This window comes from Flavobacterium sp. GNP011 (assembly GCF_056428925.1).
In genome coordinates, this window is the sequence record NZ_JBWJVJ010000001.1 from 288757 (window position 1) to 305108 (window position 16352).

11 protein-coding genes are annotated in these 16352 nt (G+C 33.1%); 5 read left to right on the forward strand and 6 right to left on the reverse strand.

Annotated features, from left to right (window positions below):
- From AC061E_RS01275 to AC061E_RS01290, 4 genes are all read left to right on the forward strand, one after another.
- On the forward strand, positions 1-3651 hold the full coding sequence (locus tag AC061E_RS01275; protein WP_478284645.1) for an ABC transporter permease/M1 family aminopeptidase: 3651 nt from the start codon (positions 1-3) through the stop codon (positions 3649-3651).
- Positions 3652-3729: 78 nt separating this feature from the next.
- A complete protein-coding gene (locus AC061E_RS01280; protein ID WP_478284646.1) occupies positions 3730-4668 on the forward strand; it encodes a 1-phosphofructokinase family hexose kinase in 939 nt (312 codons plus the stop codon).
- Between the two features lie 16 nt (positions 4669-4684).
- Positions 4685-5212: a hypothetical protein gene (locus AC061E_RS01285; RefSeq protein WP_478284647.1), complete on the forward strand. Its 528-nt coding sequence runs from the start codon at positions 4685-4687 to the stop codon at positions 5210-5212.
- 15 nt (positions 5213-5227) lie between these two features.
- A complete protein-coding gene (locus AC061E_RS01290) occupies positions 5228-5722 on the forward strand; it encodes a hypothetical protein (RefSeq protein ID WP_478284648.1) in 495 nt (164 codons plus the stop codon).
- 236 nt (positions 5723-5958) lie between these two features.
- On the opposite strand, the gene AC061E_RS01295 is transcribed toward AC061E_RS01290, so the two are convergent.
- The 5 genes from AC061E_RS01295 to lepA all read right to left on the reverse strand — a co-directional run bounded on the left by AC061E_RS01295 (position 5959) and on the right by lepA (position 15011).
- Positions 5959-6717, reverse strand: coding sequence for a DUF2490 domain-containing protein (locus AC061E_RS01295; protein WP_478284649.1), 759 nt, complete (start codon positions 6715-6717; stop codon positions 5959-5961).
- A gap of 3 nt (positions 6718-6720) precedes the next feature.
- Positions 6721-8328 carry a SulP family inorganic anion transporter gene (locus AC061E_RS01300; RefSeq protein ID WP_478284650.1) on the reverse strand — a complete coding sequence of 536 codons (1608 nt, stop codon included), beginning with the start codon at positions 8326-8328 and terminating at the stop codon, positions 6721-6723.
- A gap of 19 nt (positions 8329-8347) precedes the next feature.
- Positions 8348-10219: a proton-conducting transporter transmembrane domain-containing protein gene (locus AC061E_RS01305; RefSeq protein ID WP_478284651.1), complete on the reverse strand. Its 1872-nt coding sequence runs from the start codon at positions 10217-10219 to the stop codon at positions 8348-8350.
- Between the two features lies 1 nt (position 10220).
- On the reverse strand, positions 10221-12713 hold the full coding sequence (locus AC061E_RS01310) for a YbcC family protein (protein ID WP_478284652.1): 2493 nt from the start codon (positions 12711-12713) through the stop codon (positions 10221-10223).
- 501 nt (positions 12714-13214) lie between these two features.
- Positions 13215-15011: a translation elongation factor 4 gene (gene lepA, locus AC061E_RS01315; protein WP_230158008.1), complete on the reverse strand. Its 1797-nt coding sequence runs from the start codon at positions 15009-15011 to the stop codon at positions 13215-13217.
- A 324-nt stretch (positions 15012-15335) separates the two neighbouring features.
- Between lepA and AC061E_RS01320 the strand changes: the two genes are divergently transcribed.
- Positions 15336-15974 carry a pyridoxamine 5'-phosphate oxidase family protein gene (locus AC061E_RS01320; protein ID WP_478284653.1) on the forward strand — a complete coding sequence of 213 codons (639 nt, stop codon included), beginning with the start codon at positions 15336-15338 and terminating at the stop codon, positions 15972-15974.
- A gap of 17 nt (positions 15975-15991) precedes the next feature.
- On the opposite strand, the gene AC061E_RS01325 is transcribed toward AC061E_RS01320, so the two are convergent.
- The gene (locus AC061E_RS01325) at positions 15992-16351 is read right to left on the reverse strand and encodes a hypothetical protein (protein ID WP_478284654.1); all 360 of its coding nucleotides are present in this window, start codon (positions 16349-16351) and stop codon (positions 15992-15994) included.
- Between the last annotated feature and the right edge of the window lies 1 nt (position 16352).

Consider the following 16352-nt stretch of genomic DNA (forward strand, 5'->3'; position numbering starts at 1 on the left):
ATGTTTGGAACCTTATTTACTTTTGAATTAAAAAGGTGGCTAAAAAATCCAACTTTTTATATATATGCCGGAATTTTCATGGCATTTTCTATGTTAATGATGGCTAGTAGTCTTGGAATTTTTGATAGTTTTAAAACTACTACGGCCTCTAACGCTATGGCAAATTCGCCTATAGCATTAAACAATATGTTAAACGCATTATCAGTTTTCATTTATTTTTTATTGCCTTCCATAATAGGTGCGTCTGTTTATCGTGATTTTAAATATAACATGCATTCTATCTTGTTTTCGTATCCATTTAGCAAATGGGATTACTTAATGAGTAAGTTTTTCAGTTCCTTATTAGTTGTTATTTTAATCACGCTTTGCATTGGTTTAGGTGCTTTTTTAGCTTCATTTTTACCAGGAGTAAATCCACAGTTATTGGGTCCGCATAGTTTTATGGCCTATTTGCAAAGTTATTTGATATTTATAATCCCTAATTTAGCGTTTTTTGGTGTAATTGTTTTTTCAGTAGTAACAATTACCCGTAATATTTCGGTTGGTTTCATTACTGTTTTACTTCTTTTATTTGTGCAAGGTATTGTAAGTAGTTTTACAAAAGAAAGTGAGAATCGATTTTTGGTTGCGCTTTTTGATCCTTTTGGTAGTGAAGCTTTAAGTTATTATACAAAGTATTGGACTGTTTACGAGAAAAACGAAAATTTACTGCCTTTTAAGGGAGCTATTATTTACAATAGGTCAATTTGGTTGACTGTTTCTATGGTAATTCTAGGTCTTATGTACCGCTATTTTTCATTTACTCAAACAGCATTAACATTAAGAAAAAGTAAAGATAACGAGCGTATTACAAAGAACAATTTTGGTGGAATCACTAAAGTCAACTTGCCTAAAGTAGGGTATGATTATTCAACCAAACAAAATTTGAAAACAGCTTGGAGTTTATCTCAAGTAGATTTTAAATTTATTGTGAAAAACTGGATATTTATCAGCATTGTGCTTGTAGGAATGCTTTTTATTTTAATTACAGCTTTGTCTTCGGGTGCATTTTTTGGAACAGAAACCTATCCGGTTACTTGGCAAATGCTCGAAATTCCTGGAAGTACTTTTGGGTTGTTTATCAATATTTTAACCTTTCTTTTTTCTGGGATTTTAATTCATCGTGCTACTACAACTAGAATGTTTCATTTAATAGATGTAACTCCTACTCCTAACTGGGTTTTACTTTTGTCAAAGTTTATTGCCATTGTCAAAATGCAAATGGTGTTACTTTTAGTAATTATGTTTTCGGGGATTTTGTTTCAGGTGTATAAAGGTTATTTTAATTTTGAAATAGGTCATTATCTTTTTGAATTGTATGCCTTAAAATGGATAGAATATATAATTTGGGCATTAATGGCAGTTCTTATTCAAACATTAGTTAAAAACTATTTGTTAGGATTCTTTATCCTTTTACTTTTTTACATCGGATTAAGTTTTCTGCCAGCAATAGGGGTTGAGCAACTAATTTATCAGTTTAATAGTGATACGGGTTATAGTTTTTCTGATATGAATGGTTATGGTCACAGATTGTCATCTTATTTTCTCTATAAAATATATTGGTTAGCACTTGGAATTATTTTCTTTGGTTTAGCATTACTTTTTTGGACTAGAGGTACGGTACAATCTTTTAAGGGTCGTTGGTCTGATTTTAAAACCAGATTTACAAAGCAAATTGCATTGCTACTGGTAGCGGCAACATTCGTTTTTTTAGGAATTGGTGGAGCGCTGTATTATCAAGATAATATTTTAAACGAAAATAAAAGCGGAAACGAACAGGAGGTAGAAATTGTAAATTGGGAAAAGAAATACAAAAAGTTCGAGAACAAAGTTCAACCAAGAATTACAGATATTAAAATTGATATGGATTTGTTTCCAGAGGAACGCAATTTTGTTGCTAATGGGAAATACATTTTAAAAAATAAATCAACCCAAGTAATTGACTCCATTTTTGTAGATTATAAAGAAGGAACCCAAGTTAGTTTCAATGTCAAAAACAAGCTGGTTTCTAAGGATACACTTTATAATTTTAACATATATAAATTAGAGCAAGCGTTGCAACCTGGTGACTCTATCCAAATGAGTTTTGTTATTAAGAACAAGCCAAATACTTTCTTTAAAAATAACTCTCCTGTTTTATATAATGGAACGTTTATTAATAATAAGGATATTTTTCCTTCTCTAGGATATTCAGCTTCAAGTGAATTGACAGATGATGATGTTCGAAAAAAATACGGGCTGAAACCAAAAGATCGAATGGCTAAACCAACAGATAGTATTGCTAGGAAAAACACTTATATCAGTTCTGATGCGGATTGGTTAACATTTGAAACCACAGTAAGTACCTCTGGAGATCAAACAGCTATAGCACCTGGTTATTTAAAAAAGAAATGGCAGAAAAACGGACGAAATTATTTCCATTATAAAATGGATAAAAAAATGCTTAATTTCTATGCTTTTAACTCTGCTAGATATGAGGTTAAACGAGACAAATGGAAAAATGTAAACATTGAAATATATTACCACAAAGGACACGAATACAACTTAAATCGAATGATTGCAGGTGTAAAGAAATCCCTAGAATATTATAGCAAAAATTTCAGTCCGTACCAGCACAAACAAGTTCGAATTATTGAATATCCTAAAACGCAAGGTCAATTTGCACAATCATTTGCTAATACGATTCCCTTCTCGGAAGCCATTGGTTTTATAGCTGATGTAAATGACGAAAATCAAGACGCTGTTGATTATCCTTTTGCAGTTACATCACACGAGGTAGCTCATCAGTGGTGGGCTCACCAAGTTATAGGTGGCAATGTTCAAGGGGTAACATTACTCTCTGAGAGTTTGTCAGAATACAGTTCATTAAAAGTTTTAGAGCATACGTATGGAAAATCTAAAATGCGACGATTTCTAAAAGAGGCACTAGATAAATATTTGAAACAAAGAACTTTTGAAAGCAAAAAAGAACAACCTTTAATGTTTAACGAAAACCAACAATACATTCATTATGAGAAAGGATCATTAGTATTGTATGCCTTAAGTGATTATATTGGAGAACAGAAAATGAACAATACCTTAAAGAGTTATATAAGTAAGGTAGCTTTTCAAGATGCTCCCTATACCAACTCAATAGAATTGGTAAACGAATTTAAAAAAGCAACTCCAGATTCGTTACAATATGTTATTAAGGATATGTTTGAGACAATAACTTTATACGATAACAGAATTAGTACTGTGACTTCTAAAAAAATGCCTAATGGCAAATTTCAAGTTACGATTCAGTTTGAAGTTTCAAAGTATAAAGCTGACGAGGAAGGAAAAAGAATCTTCAAAGATCCTAAAGGAAAAACATTAAAGTTCACTAGGAAAGGCGACAAGTATCCTACAGAATCGTTTCCTTTACAAGATTATGTAGAAATTGGAATTTTTTCGGAGCAAACCATTAAAGGAAAAAAAACAGATAAAGAATTGTATCTAAAAAAATTAAAAATTAATACTATTGATAATACAGTGGTGTTGATGGTGAACGAAAAACCAACAGAAGTTGGCGTTGACCCTTATAATAAGTTGATCGATACAAATTCTGATGATAATAGAAGGAAATTGTAAAAAGAAAGCGAAGTCTATATAGATTTCGCTTTTTTTTTGACTAAATTTATATTTCTTTCAACAATTTAATTTGATTACATGAAAATGAAACCCATTGTAACACTAACCATAAATCCTTCCTTGGATAAGAGCACTCATTTCACAGGACTAATTGCAGAACAAAAAATTCGTTGTGAATCACCTCGATATGATGCCGGTGGTGGCGGTATAAATGTGTCGAAAGCAATAGCAAAATTAGGAGGTACGTCAACTTGTATTTTTACATCAGGTGGCTCTTCTGGAGAACTTTTAGAAGAATTAATGGCTCATGAAAATATGGAAAGTATCGTGGTTCCTACCAAAAAATGGACAAGAGAAAACTTCATCGCTTTTGACAATACTTCACAATCACAGTATCGGTTTGGTTTTCCGGGAAACGAATTATTAGAAGACGAAAAGAATACAATTCTACAAAAGATAAAAGACTTAAAAACAGATTATCTTGTCATCAGCGGAAGCTTAAATGAAGGACTACCTTCCAGTTTTTATCAAGAAATAGCCCAAATAGCTAAAGCTTCTAACATCAAAGTTATTGTTGATACATCTGGTGAACCACTGAAAAAAGTGTTAGAAACAGGAGTCTACTTGATAAAGCCCAACATTGGCGAATTAGCAAAATTAATTGGTGTAGATCGATTAGAATTACCAGAGGTTGAAAAAGCAGCCAAACAATTAATAGAAAATAAAAGTGCCGAAATTGTTGTAGTTTCACTAGGAGCTGATGGAGCCATTTTAGTCACTCAAGACGAAACTCATTTTGTTCAGGCGCCAAAAGTAGAAAAGAAAAGCACCGTAGGAGCTGGTGATAGTATGGTAGGTGGCATGGTGTGGGCATTGTCTCAAAACAAAACTTTAAAAGAAGTTATTCAGTGGGGAGTTGCTTGTGGTTCTGCAGCAACTATGAACGAAGGAACTCAATTATTTAAAGTAGAAGATGTCAAAAAATTACTTGGTTCACTAAAATTAAAATCTATATAAATTTAAAAAATTACAATTGGAAAAGAAACTCACGTACGCACAGCAGGAAGAATTAAAAAACAAAATTAAAGCAGAAACATTTTCAATGCAAGAATTGGTGGCATCAGTAATGAATTTAGGTTTTGATGAAGCTGAAGCAACTAAAATTGTATTAAATATTATTAAAGATTACAAAGAAGAGCTTTATTTTCGCTTAAAAGAAGAGAAAAAATTACAAGAAAGAGGTAATATTGCAATGATGTTTACGATTATACTTAGCTTAATTGTAAGCATAATGGGAAAAGGGAATAATATCCTAATTATGATTTCTATAATTGCAGCATCCATTGCAGGGTTTATTGGTTATCCTAAAAAGCCACTAGCTGGATTAGCGGGTTTTTTAGTAGGTGCATTTTTAATGCCCATTGTTGCTGGATTTTATTTAAAAGGAAGAGATTCGTTTTTTACTCTCGAATTGATAATACCTATAGCATTGTCTTTTGGCCCAGCTTTGCTTATTAAATATGTAGTAACAAGATTTATGTACAACGATAATGAAATATAATTAATTTTTTTAAAAATGATTGAAAATTACACATTTAACGAGCTTTATAAAAGGTTTGAACCTACTGAAACTAATTGTACCTATTGCAATGAAGAGGCAGTCCAAAACGTAGAAGATTGCTATTTTATTCCGTTGTATATGACAAAGGATACTACAAATTTAATAGTCTATCGCTCTGTTAAATTTGCAAAAATTGAAATAGGAATACCACGTTGCAATTCATGTAAAGAAATCCACTCTAAAGCAGGAACCAAGGCAGCTCTAATATGTTGGGGTACAGCTGTTGCATTGGTAGTTCTTTTGTTTTATAACATAGTAGCGGTAGGCGGTGTGTTGCTCGCATTTGGATTTATAGCTGCCATTTTCATCGCTATTTATGGAACAGCTACTTTAAAAGATCGGTTTGCAGTCGACAAAGGTATTTATTCATTAAAAGATGGTGCTGAAACTAATGAAATTATTCGAGACTTGGTACTTGCTGGATGGTCTCTTGAAGCACCCGCACCATAAAAAAACCTGACAATTTTTACATCATCAGGTCTTCTCTATATTCTTTGTTCTTTATTCTATTTTCTAAAAAAAAGATTAATCATTCAATTTCAACACCGTTATAAATACTCCTTAATCTAATAGTACTAATTTATAGCTTACAAAAGTTGGTCGATTTTGCTCCATCATTTGTATTGTAGGAATGTAAAATATGTATGCCTGTTTGCTTAAAAAACCACTTTTTTCAAAGTATAAATTTATTTAATTAAACTAATGTTAGTGATGTAGGATATTCTAACGGTTGGATTACTTTCTTGTAACGTATTGGTGTAATTCCAAATGTTTTGATGGATATAACTCATTTGAATTTGTTGGTTTTTATCAATATTATAGCCTAAACCTCCAATAATTCTATTTTGATTGAAGAACGTTTTTCCAGCATTGGAACCAATATTAAAAAAAGCTTCATCGCCCAGAATTCCGAACAATTTGACTTTATCTTCTTTTTTCGTTAAAGTATAATTCATCAAAAACATATATCGCAATCTGTTTCTATAATCGTAATGATCAATGGAATATTCTGTACCATTTTTTACTGCAATTCCAACAAACCTATTTTCATCTCTTAAACGATGCGTGAATTTAAATTTCCCATTCGAGTGAACAAAAGTTCCTTGAATCCAAACATGATCTTCTGGAATATCTGTTTTGTTTAAGGCTGGACTTCCATACACATAGGTGTTGTAATGTGAATAACCAATGCTACCATTTAATTTTTTAGTAAACTGATAATCAAGAGATGGTCTCACAAAATATTGTTGCTTTTCTGAAACCCCGTTTGCATATCGCATAGTGGCTTCTAGTGTAAACGATAACTTTTGGCTTAACATGTTTTTCCCAACATAGTGAAACCAAACATCGTTATTACTTGTTTTTACCTGTGCGCTTGAACTATTTGGCAACAGAATTCCTAGTAGCCCTATCAGAGCTACTAAGAAATTACTATATTTTTTCATTTGTTAATTTATAAAATTTAAATTTTTTCTGGAAGATTTTGGATGAGCCGAGAAAGCCGTATGGTTTTCTAATCCTACAATGGTTACTTTTCCTCCATTCGATTCATAATCATGAACAAAATGTTCTAAGTTTTCCATAACAGAATTGTCAACAAGCTTAGTGTTTTTCAAGTCGATAGTAACATTAAATCCGTATGGGATTTCTTCTAATTTTCTTTTAATTCCTAAGAAATTAGTGAAAATTGCAGCTTTACTAATCGTTACTAAATACTCATTTCCTTCGAAAGCTACCTCAGTTGGCGCTTTAAAAAATGATGAAATTGGAGTTCCGTGTAATAAGTGGATAATCATGTTTAAAACCATACCAGCAGCAATACCTACTAATAAATCTTCAAATAAAGTAAAGAAAATAGTCACTAAAAATATAGCTAATTGTTCTTTTCCTATTTCAAAGGTATGAATGAATTCTTTTGGATGCGCTAATTTTATTCCAACCGTAACTAACATGGCTGCTAATGCGGCATTCGGAATCATTTCTAATAATGGGGAAGCGACTAATAAAAAAGCTAAAATGAAGAAACCATGAAAGAAATTCGCCCAACGCGTTTTTCCTCCATTGTTCACATTTGAAGAACTACGTGCTACTTCAGCAATCATTGGTAAACCACCTAAAAATGCAGCAAGAACATTTCCAATTCCAACCGCAATTAAATCTTTATTGGTATTGGATTTTCTTTTGAATGGATCCGTTAAATCAATAGCTTTTACAGTTAATAAACTCTCTAAAGTTCCAACTAAAGCAAACATGATCACGAATTTGATAAACGTTCCTGTTTGTGAAATACCAGCAAAACTAGCATTGAAATTAATATTATCTACTAAATTTCCAATTTTCACCAAAGAATAAGCAGGTTCAGTATGTGCGAAATCCATATATAACTCAGCTGGAATAGCGAATAATAAAACTACAAGCGGTGCTGGAAACATTTTGATATATTTGTTTTTGATATACGGCCAACCTAACATAATAGCTAAACTCACTACACCAATAATAGTAGCTTTATAGTCTAAATTCATAATGAAATTCGGAATATTAGCTAGTAATTCCAACGGACCTTTTCCTTTTGCAAGTGTTGGATTATCGTTTAATAGTACTGGAATTTGTTTGGCAATAATAATGATTCCAATTGCGGCTAACATACCATGAATGGCTGAAAGCGGAAAGAAATCGGCTAGTTTGCCTAGTTTTAAAACGCCAAACAGAATTTGAACTAAACCAGCAATAACCATTGCGCCCAAAGCTAATTTCCAACCTAAAATTGGATCGCCTTTTCCAAATTCAGCAACAGCACCGGCAACAATTACAATTAATCCAGCTGCTGGACCTTTTATGGTTAATCGTGAACCTGAAATTAAACTAACTAATAAACCACCAATGATTGCTGTGATCAATCCCATAATTGGGGGGAAATCGGAGGCTTTAGCAATTCCTAAACTTAAAGGTAGCGCTAATAAAAATACGATAAAACCAGATATAGCATCTGCTGAGAAATTTTCTTTTAATCCCGCAATTCCGTCTGCTGGGATGAATTTTTTTATTTTTGAGTTCATAGAAATGAATGTGTTTAAATTAAGATGATTTATAAGGTAATTCGTGATAGGTTTTAATGTGTGTGCCTAAGAAAAGTCTAGTGTATATTCTAACGCCAGCTATTCCAGAAACTACAAAACTACTTGCCACTAAAAAAGCTAAAACTACTTGGTGACTTTCAATATGGCTAAACAATAAATCTTCGCCAATAAAAGTGGAAGTAATTGGAAAACCGGTTACGCCAAGTGCTGCTAATAAGAAAAAGAAAGCAAATTTTGGATGTTCATACACGTGTCCAGAATGTTGACTTAATAAAATTCTCTTTTCCATTGTTTTTAATTTCAATAAAGCGATGTAACCAATTGTTCCCGCAATTACAATTCCTGTGATATAAAGCGATATTTCGTAATAGCTTACTTTTTCGTTAAACAAAATGGCTAACACAATCCAGAAATGATTAAAAACAATTAGTAACCAAGCTACAAACGGACTTTTTCTTTCTGAAAAGGCTTTGAAAACGAATACCAATCCAATGGTAGCGAAAACTTCAGGTAAATAATTAGTCACGTAACTTGGAATGGAATTTTTGTAATACAAAGTGATGCTTCCTGCTAAATACGTGCTTAAAAACAAAAAGAATAATTTTCTTAGGTTTAAGAAATTTAATTTGTTACCAATTGTGTTTAATGGATTCCACAGGAAAATTCTAATGATTTTTTCCAAGTGAAATTCGTTTAAACTTAACACATATAAAGCATTTTCTAATTTTTTAGGAATAATGCTTTTTCGTACTTGTTTAGGTACGAAATTGTAAAACTGTTCTCGGATTAAATAACTCACCACAGATGGTGAAACCAGTAATTGATAGGTTCTTAAAAACGCATTTCCAGCAATATGAAATAAAGCTAATGTTTCGAATCCTAACGCAATTTCAATAAATATCAATCCAATTTGAGAAATCGAACTATAAGCAATTTGACTTTTTACGGAGGATTGAACTCTAGCAATTAATGTGGTAATGATACTTGTGGTGAAACCCATTACGCCAATGGCAATTCGCATAGACGTTTGGTGTTCCCAAAAAGGCATGGTTCGTAACATTAAAAAAGCACCTAAATGCACAGAAAGGGAACCGTAAAAAATAGCACTTGATGGCGTAGGACCTTCCATAGCTCTTGGTAACCAAGAAGAAAAGGGTACTTGTGCAGATTTTACTGCAGCTGCACACGCCAAACATAAGGCAATGAACGAACCAATTAAGGTGTGATTTTGCAAATGTTCGTTGACCAATTCGTAATTGTGTAGTCGAATAAAAGTGATGTTTTCATGAAACAAGTGATGACTAGCCCACATCGCTAAAATAATTCCAACGTCACCAATTCTATAGATTGAGAATACTCGGAAAGCATTTTTTACAGGCAAATAACGTTCTCTGTAAAAGCCAATAAGTAAAAATGATGAAATTCCGATAATTTCCCAACCTATAAATAAGGTTTCAAAATTCCCTGATAAAATGGCTAAATTATATCCAAAAAAGAAGAATAAAACCGTGATAAAAAAGCGTTTGTATCCTTTTTCTCGATGTAAATAATAGCGACTGTATGTAGTGATCATGGAGGTTAATAGAGCCCCGATAAATAAATATACCGCAGTTACTTTGTCAAAATAAAAATCAATAAAGAAGTCGTAGTCATTTGTCTTAACTAACGATACTTCGAATAGGTTTAAATCTTTCGCGCCATTTGCTATCCAGTAAATTATAAAAGCACACAACACTAACAACTGCATAAAAACCGTTGTGAATGCCGTCCAAGATAGCCAAGACTCTTTCTTTTCAGGAATAAAAAAACTAATCAAAAATCCTAAAATAGGAATAATGATAAATACTAATAAAAATTCATTTGTCATCATCTTATTTTAGTAGCGTTATGTTTAAATTTTCCGAACTTGTTATTGCATATTCCAAAGAATTTTCGATAGTTTGAATGTCAAATGCAACGGGGTGGTATATTTCAAATTCACCATTCACAAAACGATATAGTTCCTTAGTTTCTGGATGTAAGGCAACCAAATTCACCCAATTATTGATAAACCATTCGTAAGTTGCGGGAACTTTTGTTATGGCATATTTTATAATTTCAGGAAAATGTTCTACTACAATTAACAAGCGTAATGGATCGTGAACTTCAATCATTTGACTAGGTAAACCTGGTCGTAAATCGCCGTCAATTCCATTTGCAACGCCAATTAATCCCATAACATTATGAGGTAATTTGGAACCTGCGCCGAGTTTATGATTGTCGACTCTAGAAAAGTAATATTCTAAATTAATACCGCCACCAACTGGAGCTACGGCATTTAAAATTCCGGCTAAATAATCGCCTTTTGGATCTACTTCATAATCAAAAGAATTCATGAACGAACGTCTGTCTAAAAACACATGGTCCGAAACACTTCTTCTACCAACAATACACATGGCATTTGTTGCGTGATTTAATTCAGGTCGAGGTTCAAATAGTGAAACCGAACGATTTTTTATTTTCTCATGTACTTTTGCAATGCTTTCGTTTGAATTTATAGTATCAAATCGTCTAGAGCGTTCTTTGGCATTATTGGCTAAAGCATTTGTGAATGTTTTGCTGTTTTCTTTATGTGAAAAAGTATTTACTACAGAAAGTAATTCTTCATCGTAAAAAACAATTTCATCTCTAGTTGTATCATGTAAAGCGGGTAGAAACTGAGTTTCAGCTGGAATAACAATGCCTCTTTCAGCCAAAATTTCACGAACTTTTACATGATTGGCTGCGAAGCTTAATACTTTCGCATTCACACTACTTGGTCTTCCGCTACACGCACCGCAATCGTAGCCTGCAAAATGGGTATTGTTTACGCTAGTTGCGCCATGGCCAACCACATACACAATAGGTGCGAAGTTTTCCACTAAACCAATACTTTTTAAAATCCCTTCTACTCGATTTGCCATTTCTTCAATAGAAAATCCTACTTGTAAACCGTCTATTTTTTCTTCTGGATTGGTGTTTTCTATTACTAATTTCGACTTTTTATTTAAATGTTTGAATGAAGCCGAAGTAGCGGGTGACATACTAGGTTTAAAAATATTTAAAAACAATTTAAACGCTGAGGTATACCCTAATGTTTGAGAAATAAGCCAACCAAATACTAAGGAATGCGATTTTTTATGGTAGTGATAATCTTTAGCGCTTTTCTTTTTTCTAGGCAACTCTTTAATTAAAAATTGTGGCGTAACAGGTGCTGGACATAATTTGGTAAAGAACTTGCCATTTATGGGTTGATAGAAAAATTCGAAATTAAAAAATGCCGCAACCCCAAAAGTTTTTACACTTGGTTCTAAAGCTTCAATATGTCTTCTAAACGAACATTCTCTATCGTCCATACAAAATAAAGCTTGAAATTTTGTGTTTTCTTCTGAGGCTTTTACACTTGTTTTATGTTGCAAACCGGTTAAGGCTTGGTTGTAAAAGGTCCATTCAAAAGCTTCTTGCCAAATAGAAAGCACTTCAAAATATTCTGAGTAAGCCGATTGAGAAAATAGATTTTCAGCTTCAAAAGTGATTTTGGTAATTAAAGGTTCCCAGTTGTCCCCAAATTTTTTATCTAATGCGTCAATTTCTAAAAGCAACTCAAAAGTAATTAGTTCTTTCAGGTTTATTTTTCTTTCATCTAATAGCGAAGTGGGATTGCTTTCTAAAGTTGCAATCATACCGCTCCATCCAGGATGAGAAAATTGTTGATCAAAGAGATAATTTTCAAAATACAAACCTTCTCCAACTAAAATTTGAAGTAATTTGTAAATTGAAGTGTCTTCTTTTAGTAGCTTTTTGGCTCTTGCCGTTGAAAATATACTAAAAACACCATTTTTATCTAATTCTTTTATAGAAGCTAAAAACCCGTCTTGATGAATAGGAAATGCCCAAACAGAAATGCCTTGATCTAAATAACTGCATAAGATTCTAAAAAGAATACCGTGAGTAGATTTGTCTAAGTTTATGGCATATTTCTCTTTCCATAGACTTCTAAGTTTTCCAATTTTAGGATAAATGGCTTCGTCGTAATTTTTATGCAGAACATTTTCTTTCCAAGATGAAAAGTTATCTTCTCCTTTTTTCTGATAAATAATTTTATCTAGAATAGCCTCATTTATTTGGTTGTTTTTTAACTTGTTTCTAAAATCAGAAAGAGGTAAAAACGTTTTATAACCAAATATTTCAGATGATTCTTGTAAGGCTGTAAAGAAGTCTTTATCCTGAAAAGCATGTAATGTATTGTGATGCACAAAGTCTTTCAACGGATTTTGTGCAGGTAGAAAATGCGAAAGTTTGTGAAGAGTTGCCTCTTCCACAAATCGCAATGAAGTTAAATTCATTATATTCTAAATTAAGTTAATAACAATAATGTTTTGCTTGTATAGCAAACAGTTATGAATATTGTATTAACTTAAATTAAGCTTCCAGTTACAGAAAAGATCGTATAAAGGAATACTTTTTTGTAGGATACAAAAAAGTGTTTTATTGTAAATTTTTTGATTTTTGGAATAAGAAAATAAATCAAAATTGGAACTAATGCATGTAAAACATTTTTCCAGATCATCACCAAATTCAACATCTTCTTCAATGTCAAAATTGATAAATTCAAAATCATTTTCAATTTCATTTAGAGCAGAAAACCCATAAGATTTTGCGTGCTCTGCTTTATAATTCTTAAAATTGGTACTGACTTTATGTATATTATTTCCATACAACAAATTCCCACATGCAAAGTATGTGAGAATTGTGAATAGGAATAATAATTTTTTAATCATTGTAATAATAAGTAGTCGTCAAGCAAAACTATTAAAAAAAAATAATAAAAGCGTATAATTATATTTTTAATCATTCAACTTTAACACCGCCATGAAAGCTTCTTGAGGAATTTCAACATTCCCTACCAAACGCATTCTCTTTTTACCTTTTTTCTGTTTTTCTAATAATTTACGTTTACGAGAAATATCTCCTCCGTAACATTTTGCTGTAACGTCTTTACGCAATGCTTTGATCGTTTCACGCGCAATAATTTTAGCACCAATGGCTGCTTGAATTGGAATGTCAAATTGCTGTCTCGGAATCAATTCGCGCAATTTCTCACACATTTTTTTACCAATGTTGTAAGCATTACTCTCGTGTATCAAAGCAGACAAAGCATCTACAGATTGCGAGTTCAATAATACATCAAGTCTAACTAATTTCGAAGTACGCATTCCTATTGGAGAGTAGTCAAATGAGGCATACCCTTTAGAAACCGTTTTCAATCTATCGTAAAAGTCAAATACAATCTCGGCTAGTGGCATGTCAAAATTCAATTCAACACGCTCTGTTGTCAAGTAAGTTTGATTGGTAATGACACCACGTTTTTCAATACATAAACTCATTACGTTCCCTACAAAATCAGCTTTAGTGATGATTGTTGCTTTGATAAAAGGCTCCTCTACACGGTCTAAACGTGAAGGTTCCGGTAAATCAGATGGGTTGTTAATGATAAACGGTGTCTCCGGATCTTTTTTGGTATACGCCAAATACGAAACGTTAGGAACCGTAGTAATTACAGTCATGTCAAACTCGCGCTCCAATCGCTCTTGGATAATTTCCATGTGCAACATTCCTAAGAATCCACATCGGAAACCAAAACCTAAAGCTGCTGAACTCTCAGGCAAAAATACAAGCGAAGCATCGTTCAATTGTAGTTTTTCCATTGAGGCACGCAAATCTTCATAATCCTCTGTGTCAACAGGATAAATACCGGCAAAAACCATTGGTTTTACATCCTCAAAACCCGTAATCATATTCGTTGTTGGCGTTTTTGCATCCGTAAGTGTATCACCTACTTTAACTTCTTTCGCCTCTTTAATTCCAGAAATTAAGTATCCAACATCACCTGCTGAAATCACTTGTTTTGGCACTTGATTGAGTTTCAAAGTACCTATTTCATCAGCAAAATATTCATTGCCAGTAGCCATGAATTTAATCTTTTGCCCTTTTTTAATTTCACCATTTACCACTCTAAAAATAACTTCAATACCTCTAAACGGGTTGTAATGAGAGTCAAAAATCAAAGCTTGCAAAGGCTCGTCAACATTTCCTTTTGGAGCAGGAATTTTTTCAATAATAGCTGCTAATATATTTTCGACACCAAAACCAGTTTTTCCAGAGGCGTGAATAATATCCTCTAGGTCGCAACCCAATAAATCAATAATATCATCGCTCACTTCTTCAGGGTTGGCGCTTGGTAAATCTACTTTGTTCAAAACTGGAATAATTTCCAAGTCGTTTTCTAAAGCCAAGTATAAATTTGAGATCGTTTGTGCCTGAATACTCTGCGCTGCATCCACAATCAAAAGAGCACCTTCGCAAGCCGCAATAGATCGAGAAACTTCATACGAAAAATCAACGTGTCCCGGAGTGTCAATCAAGTTCAAGATGTATTCCTCACCCTTGTAGGTGTACTCCATCTGAATTGCGTGACTTTTAATTGTAATACCACGTTCACGCTCCAAGTCCATATTATCAAGCAATTGCGCCTTTTCTTCACGAGCAGTTACAGTTTGTGTAGCACCTAGTAAACGGTCTGCAAGCGTACTTTTCCCGTGATCAATATGTGCAATAATGCAAAAATTCCTTATGTGTTTCATTTTCAGTAAATATCAATAAATTTGCTTGTCAACTTGTGGGCGTGCCGGCAGAAAAAGCCGTCGGGCTATGCGCTTTATCTTTTGTTCCGTTAGCACTTCACAAAAGGATGCCGCTGCTATCCCTCACGCAAAACCCCACTAAGAGTCAATTAATTTGCAAATATAGGCTAAAAGTTTTTTATGAGAGATTCAACAATGCCTAATGTTACTGCAATTGAAATTTAATTTTTTAGCAATTCTCTTTCAGGGTCTTTCTTATTGTATTTTTGCTCGTATTTACAAGAACATCTTGCAGTTACATTTGAACTTTTATACCAACTATTTATGCCAACTTCAGCACAAGATTCTATTACCATAAACGACACTTCTTACAACTTACAAGAGCTAGAAACACTAGCGTGGAAAAAATTAGTCAACGGTTCAGTTAAGAAAAAAAACGGTTTCCGAACCATGTGCGTTGGTACCCTAAATGAAAACAACACCGCCGCATTACGAATTGTAGTAAACAGAAAAGTTGATGAGGTAAACAAAACAATCTACTTCCACACGGACAATCGCTCCCAAAAATGTTATGATTTACAAAATGACAATCGCATTTCACTCTTGTTTTACGATGCACGTCAACACGTTCAAATTGTTGTGAAAGCGCATGCCACTTTACACACTAACGATGCCTTAAAAAATGATCGTTGGAAGGCAACCAGTCCGCAAGCCCGATTGGGTTATATGACATTGGAACCACCCAATTCAAAATCAGACCATCCAACATTGGGATATGAAGAACGTTTTTCGACCATCAAGCCCACAGATATTGAAAGCGATCTGTTTCAAGAAAATTTCACGGTTGTTGCTTGTGCCGTCTATGAACTTGAATTTTTATACCTCGACTTTACTGGCAACAGAAAAGCTAATTTCTTTTATGAAAACAGTGTTTTACAAGATAGTTTTTGGGCAGTTCCGTAGTGTAAAGTATAGGGAAATTATCTTCTATTGAATTTCGCTTGGTAATACGTAGTGTCTTTTTCTGAAAAAATCACTCTGCGGTTGTCTTCATTTTTAAATTCTAAACTGTCATTAACTACAAATTTTACTTCTGTAAATTTATAGCTGGTAACAAATGTGGTTGTTATTTGATAGGTGTTATTGGCAGTATTCAATTTCATTTCGGTAGCTTCACCCCAAGATAATGGTTTGTCTTTTCCACGAATGGCTACCTTTTTTACATTTTTCATTTCGGATGCATCTAAAGTAAAAATAACGGTTTTTTTATAGGTTTTTTGAACGCAATTTGTCAAGAATAAACAAAGTAAAAGTGCTAGTAATATCGTTTTAGTTTTCATA

What these genes read in the sequence shown, in the direction of transcription:
- AC061E_RS01300 (WP_478284650.1), bottom strand. Translation starts at nt 8,328, where the DNA reads ATGAACTCAAAAATAAAAAAATTCATCCCAGCAGACGGAATTGCGGGA.
- AC061E_RS01325 (WP_478284654.1), bottom strand. Translation starts at nt 16,351, where the DNA reads ATGAAAACTAAAACGATATTACTAGCACTTTTACTTTGTTTATTCTTG.
- AC061E_RS01295 (WP_478284649.1), bottom strand. Translation starts at nt 6,717, where the DNA reads ATGAAAAAATATAGTAATTTCTTAGTAGCTCTGATAGGGCTACTAGGA.
- AC061E_RS01280 (WP_478284646.1), top strand. Translation starts at nt 3,730, where the DNA reads ATGAAAATGAAACCCATTGTAACACTAACCATAAATCCTTCCTTGGAT.
- AC061E_RS01310 (WP_478284652.1), bottom strand. Translation starts at nt 12,713, where the DNA reads ATGAATTTAACTTCATTGCGATTTGTGGAAGAGGCAACTCTTCACAAA.
- lepA (WP_230158008.1), bottom strand. Translation starts at nt 15,011, where the DNA reads ATGAAACACATAAGGAATTTTTGCATTATTGCACATATTGATCACGGG.
- AC061E_RS01305 (WP_478284651.1), bottom strand. Translation starts at nt 10,219, where the DNA reads ATGATGACAAATGAATTTTTATTAGTATTTATCATTATTCCTATTTTA.
- AC061E_RS01320 (WP_478284653.1), top strand. Translation starts at nt 15,336, where the DNA reads ATGCCAACTTCAGCACAAGATTCTATTACCATAAACGACACTTCTTAC.
- AC061E_RS01290 (WP_478284648.1), top strand. Translation starts at nt 5,228, where the DNA reads ATGATTGAAAATTACACATTTAACGAGCTTTATAAAAGGTTTGAACCT.
- AC061E_RS01275 (WP_478284645.1), top strand. Translation starts at nt 1, where the DNA reads ATGTTTGGAACCTTATTTACTTTTGAATTAAAAAGGTGGCTAAAAAAT.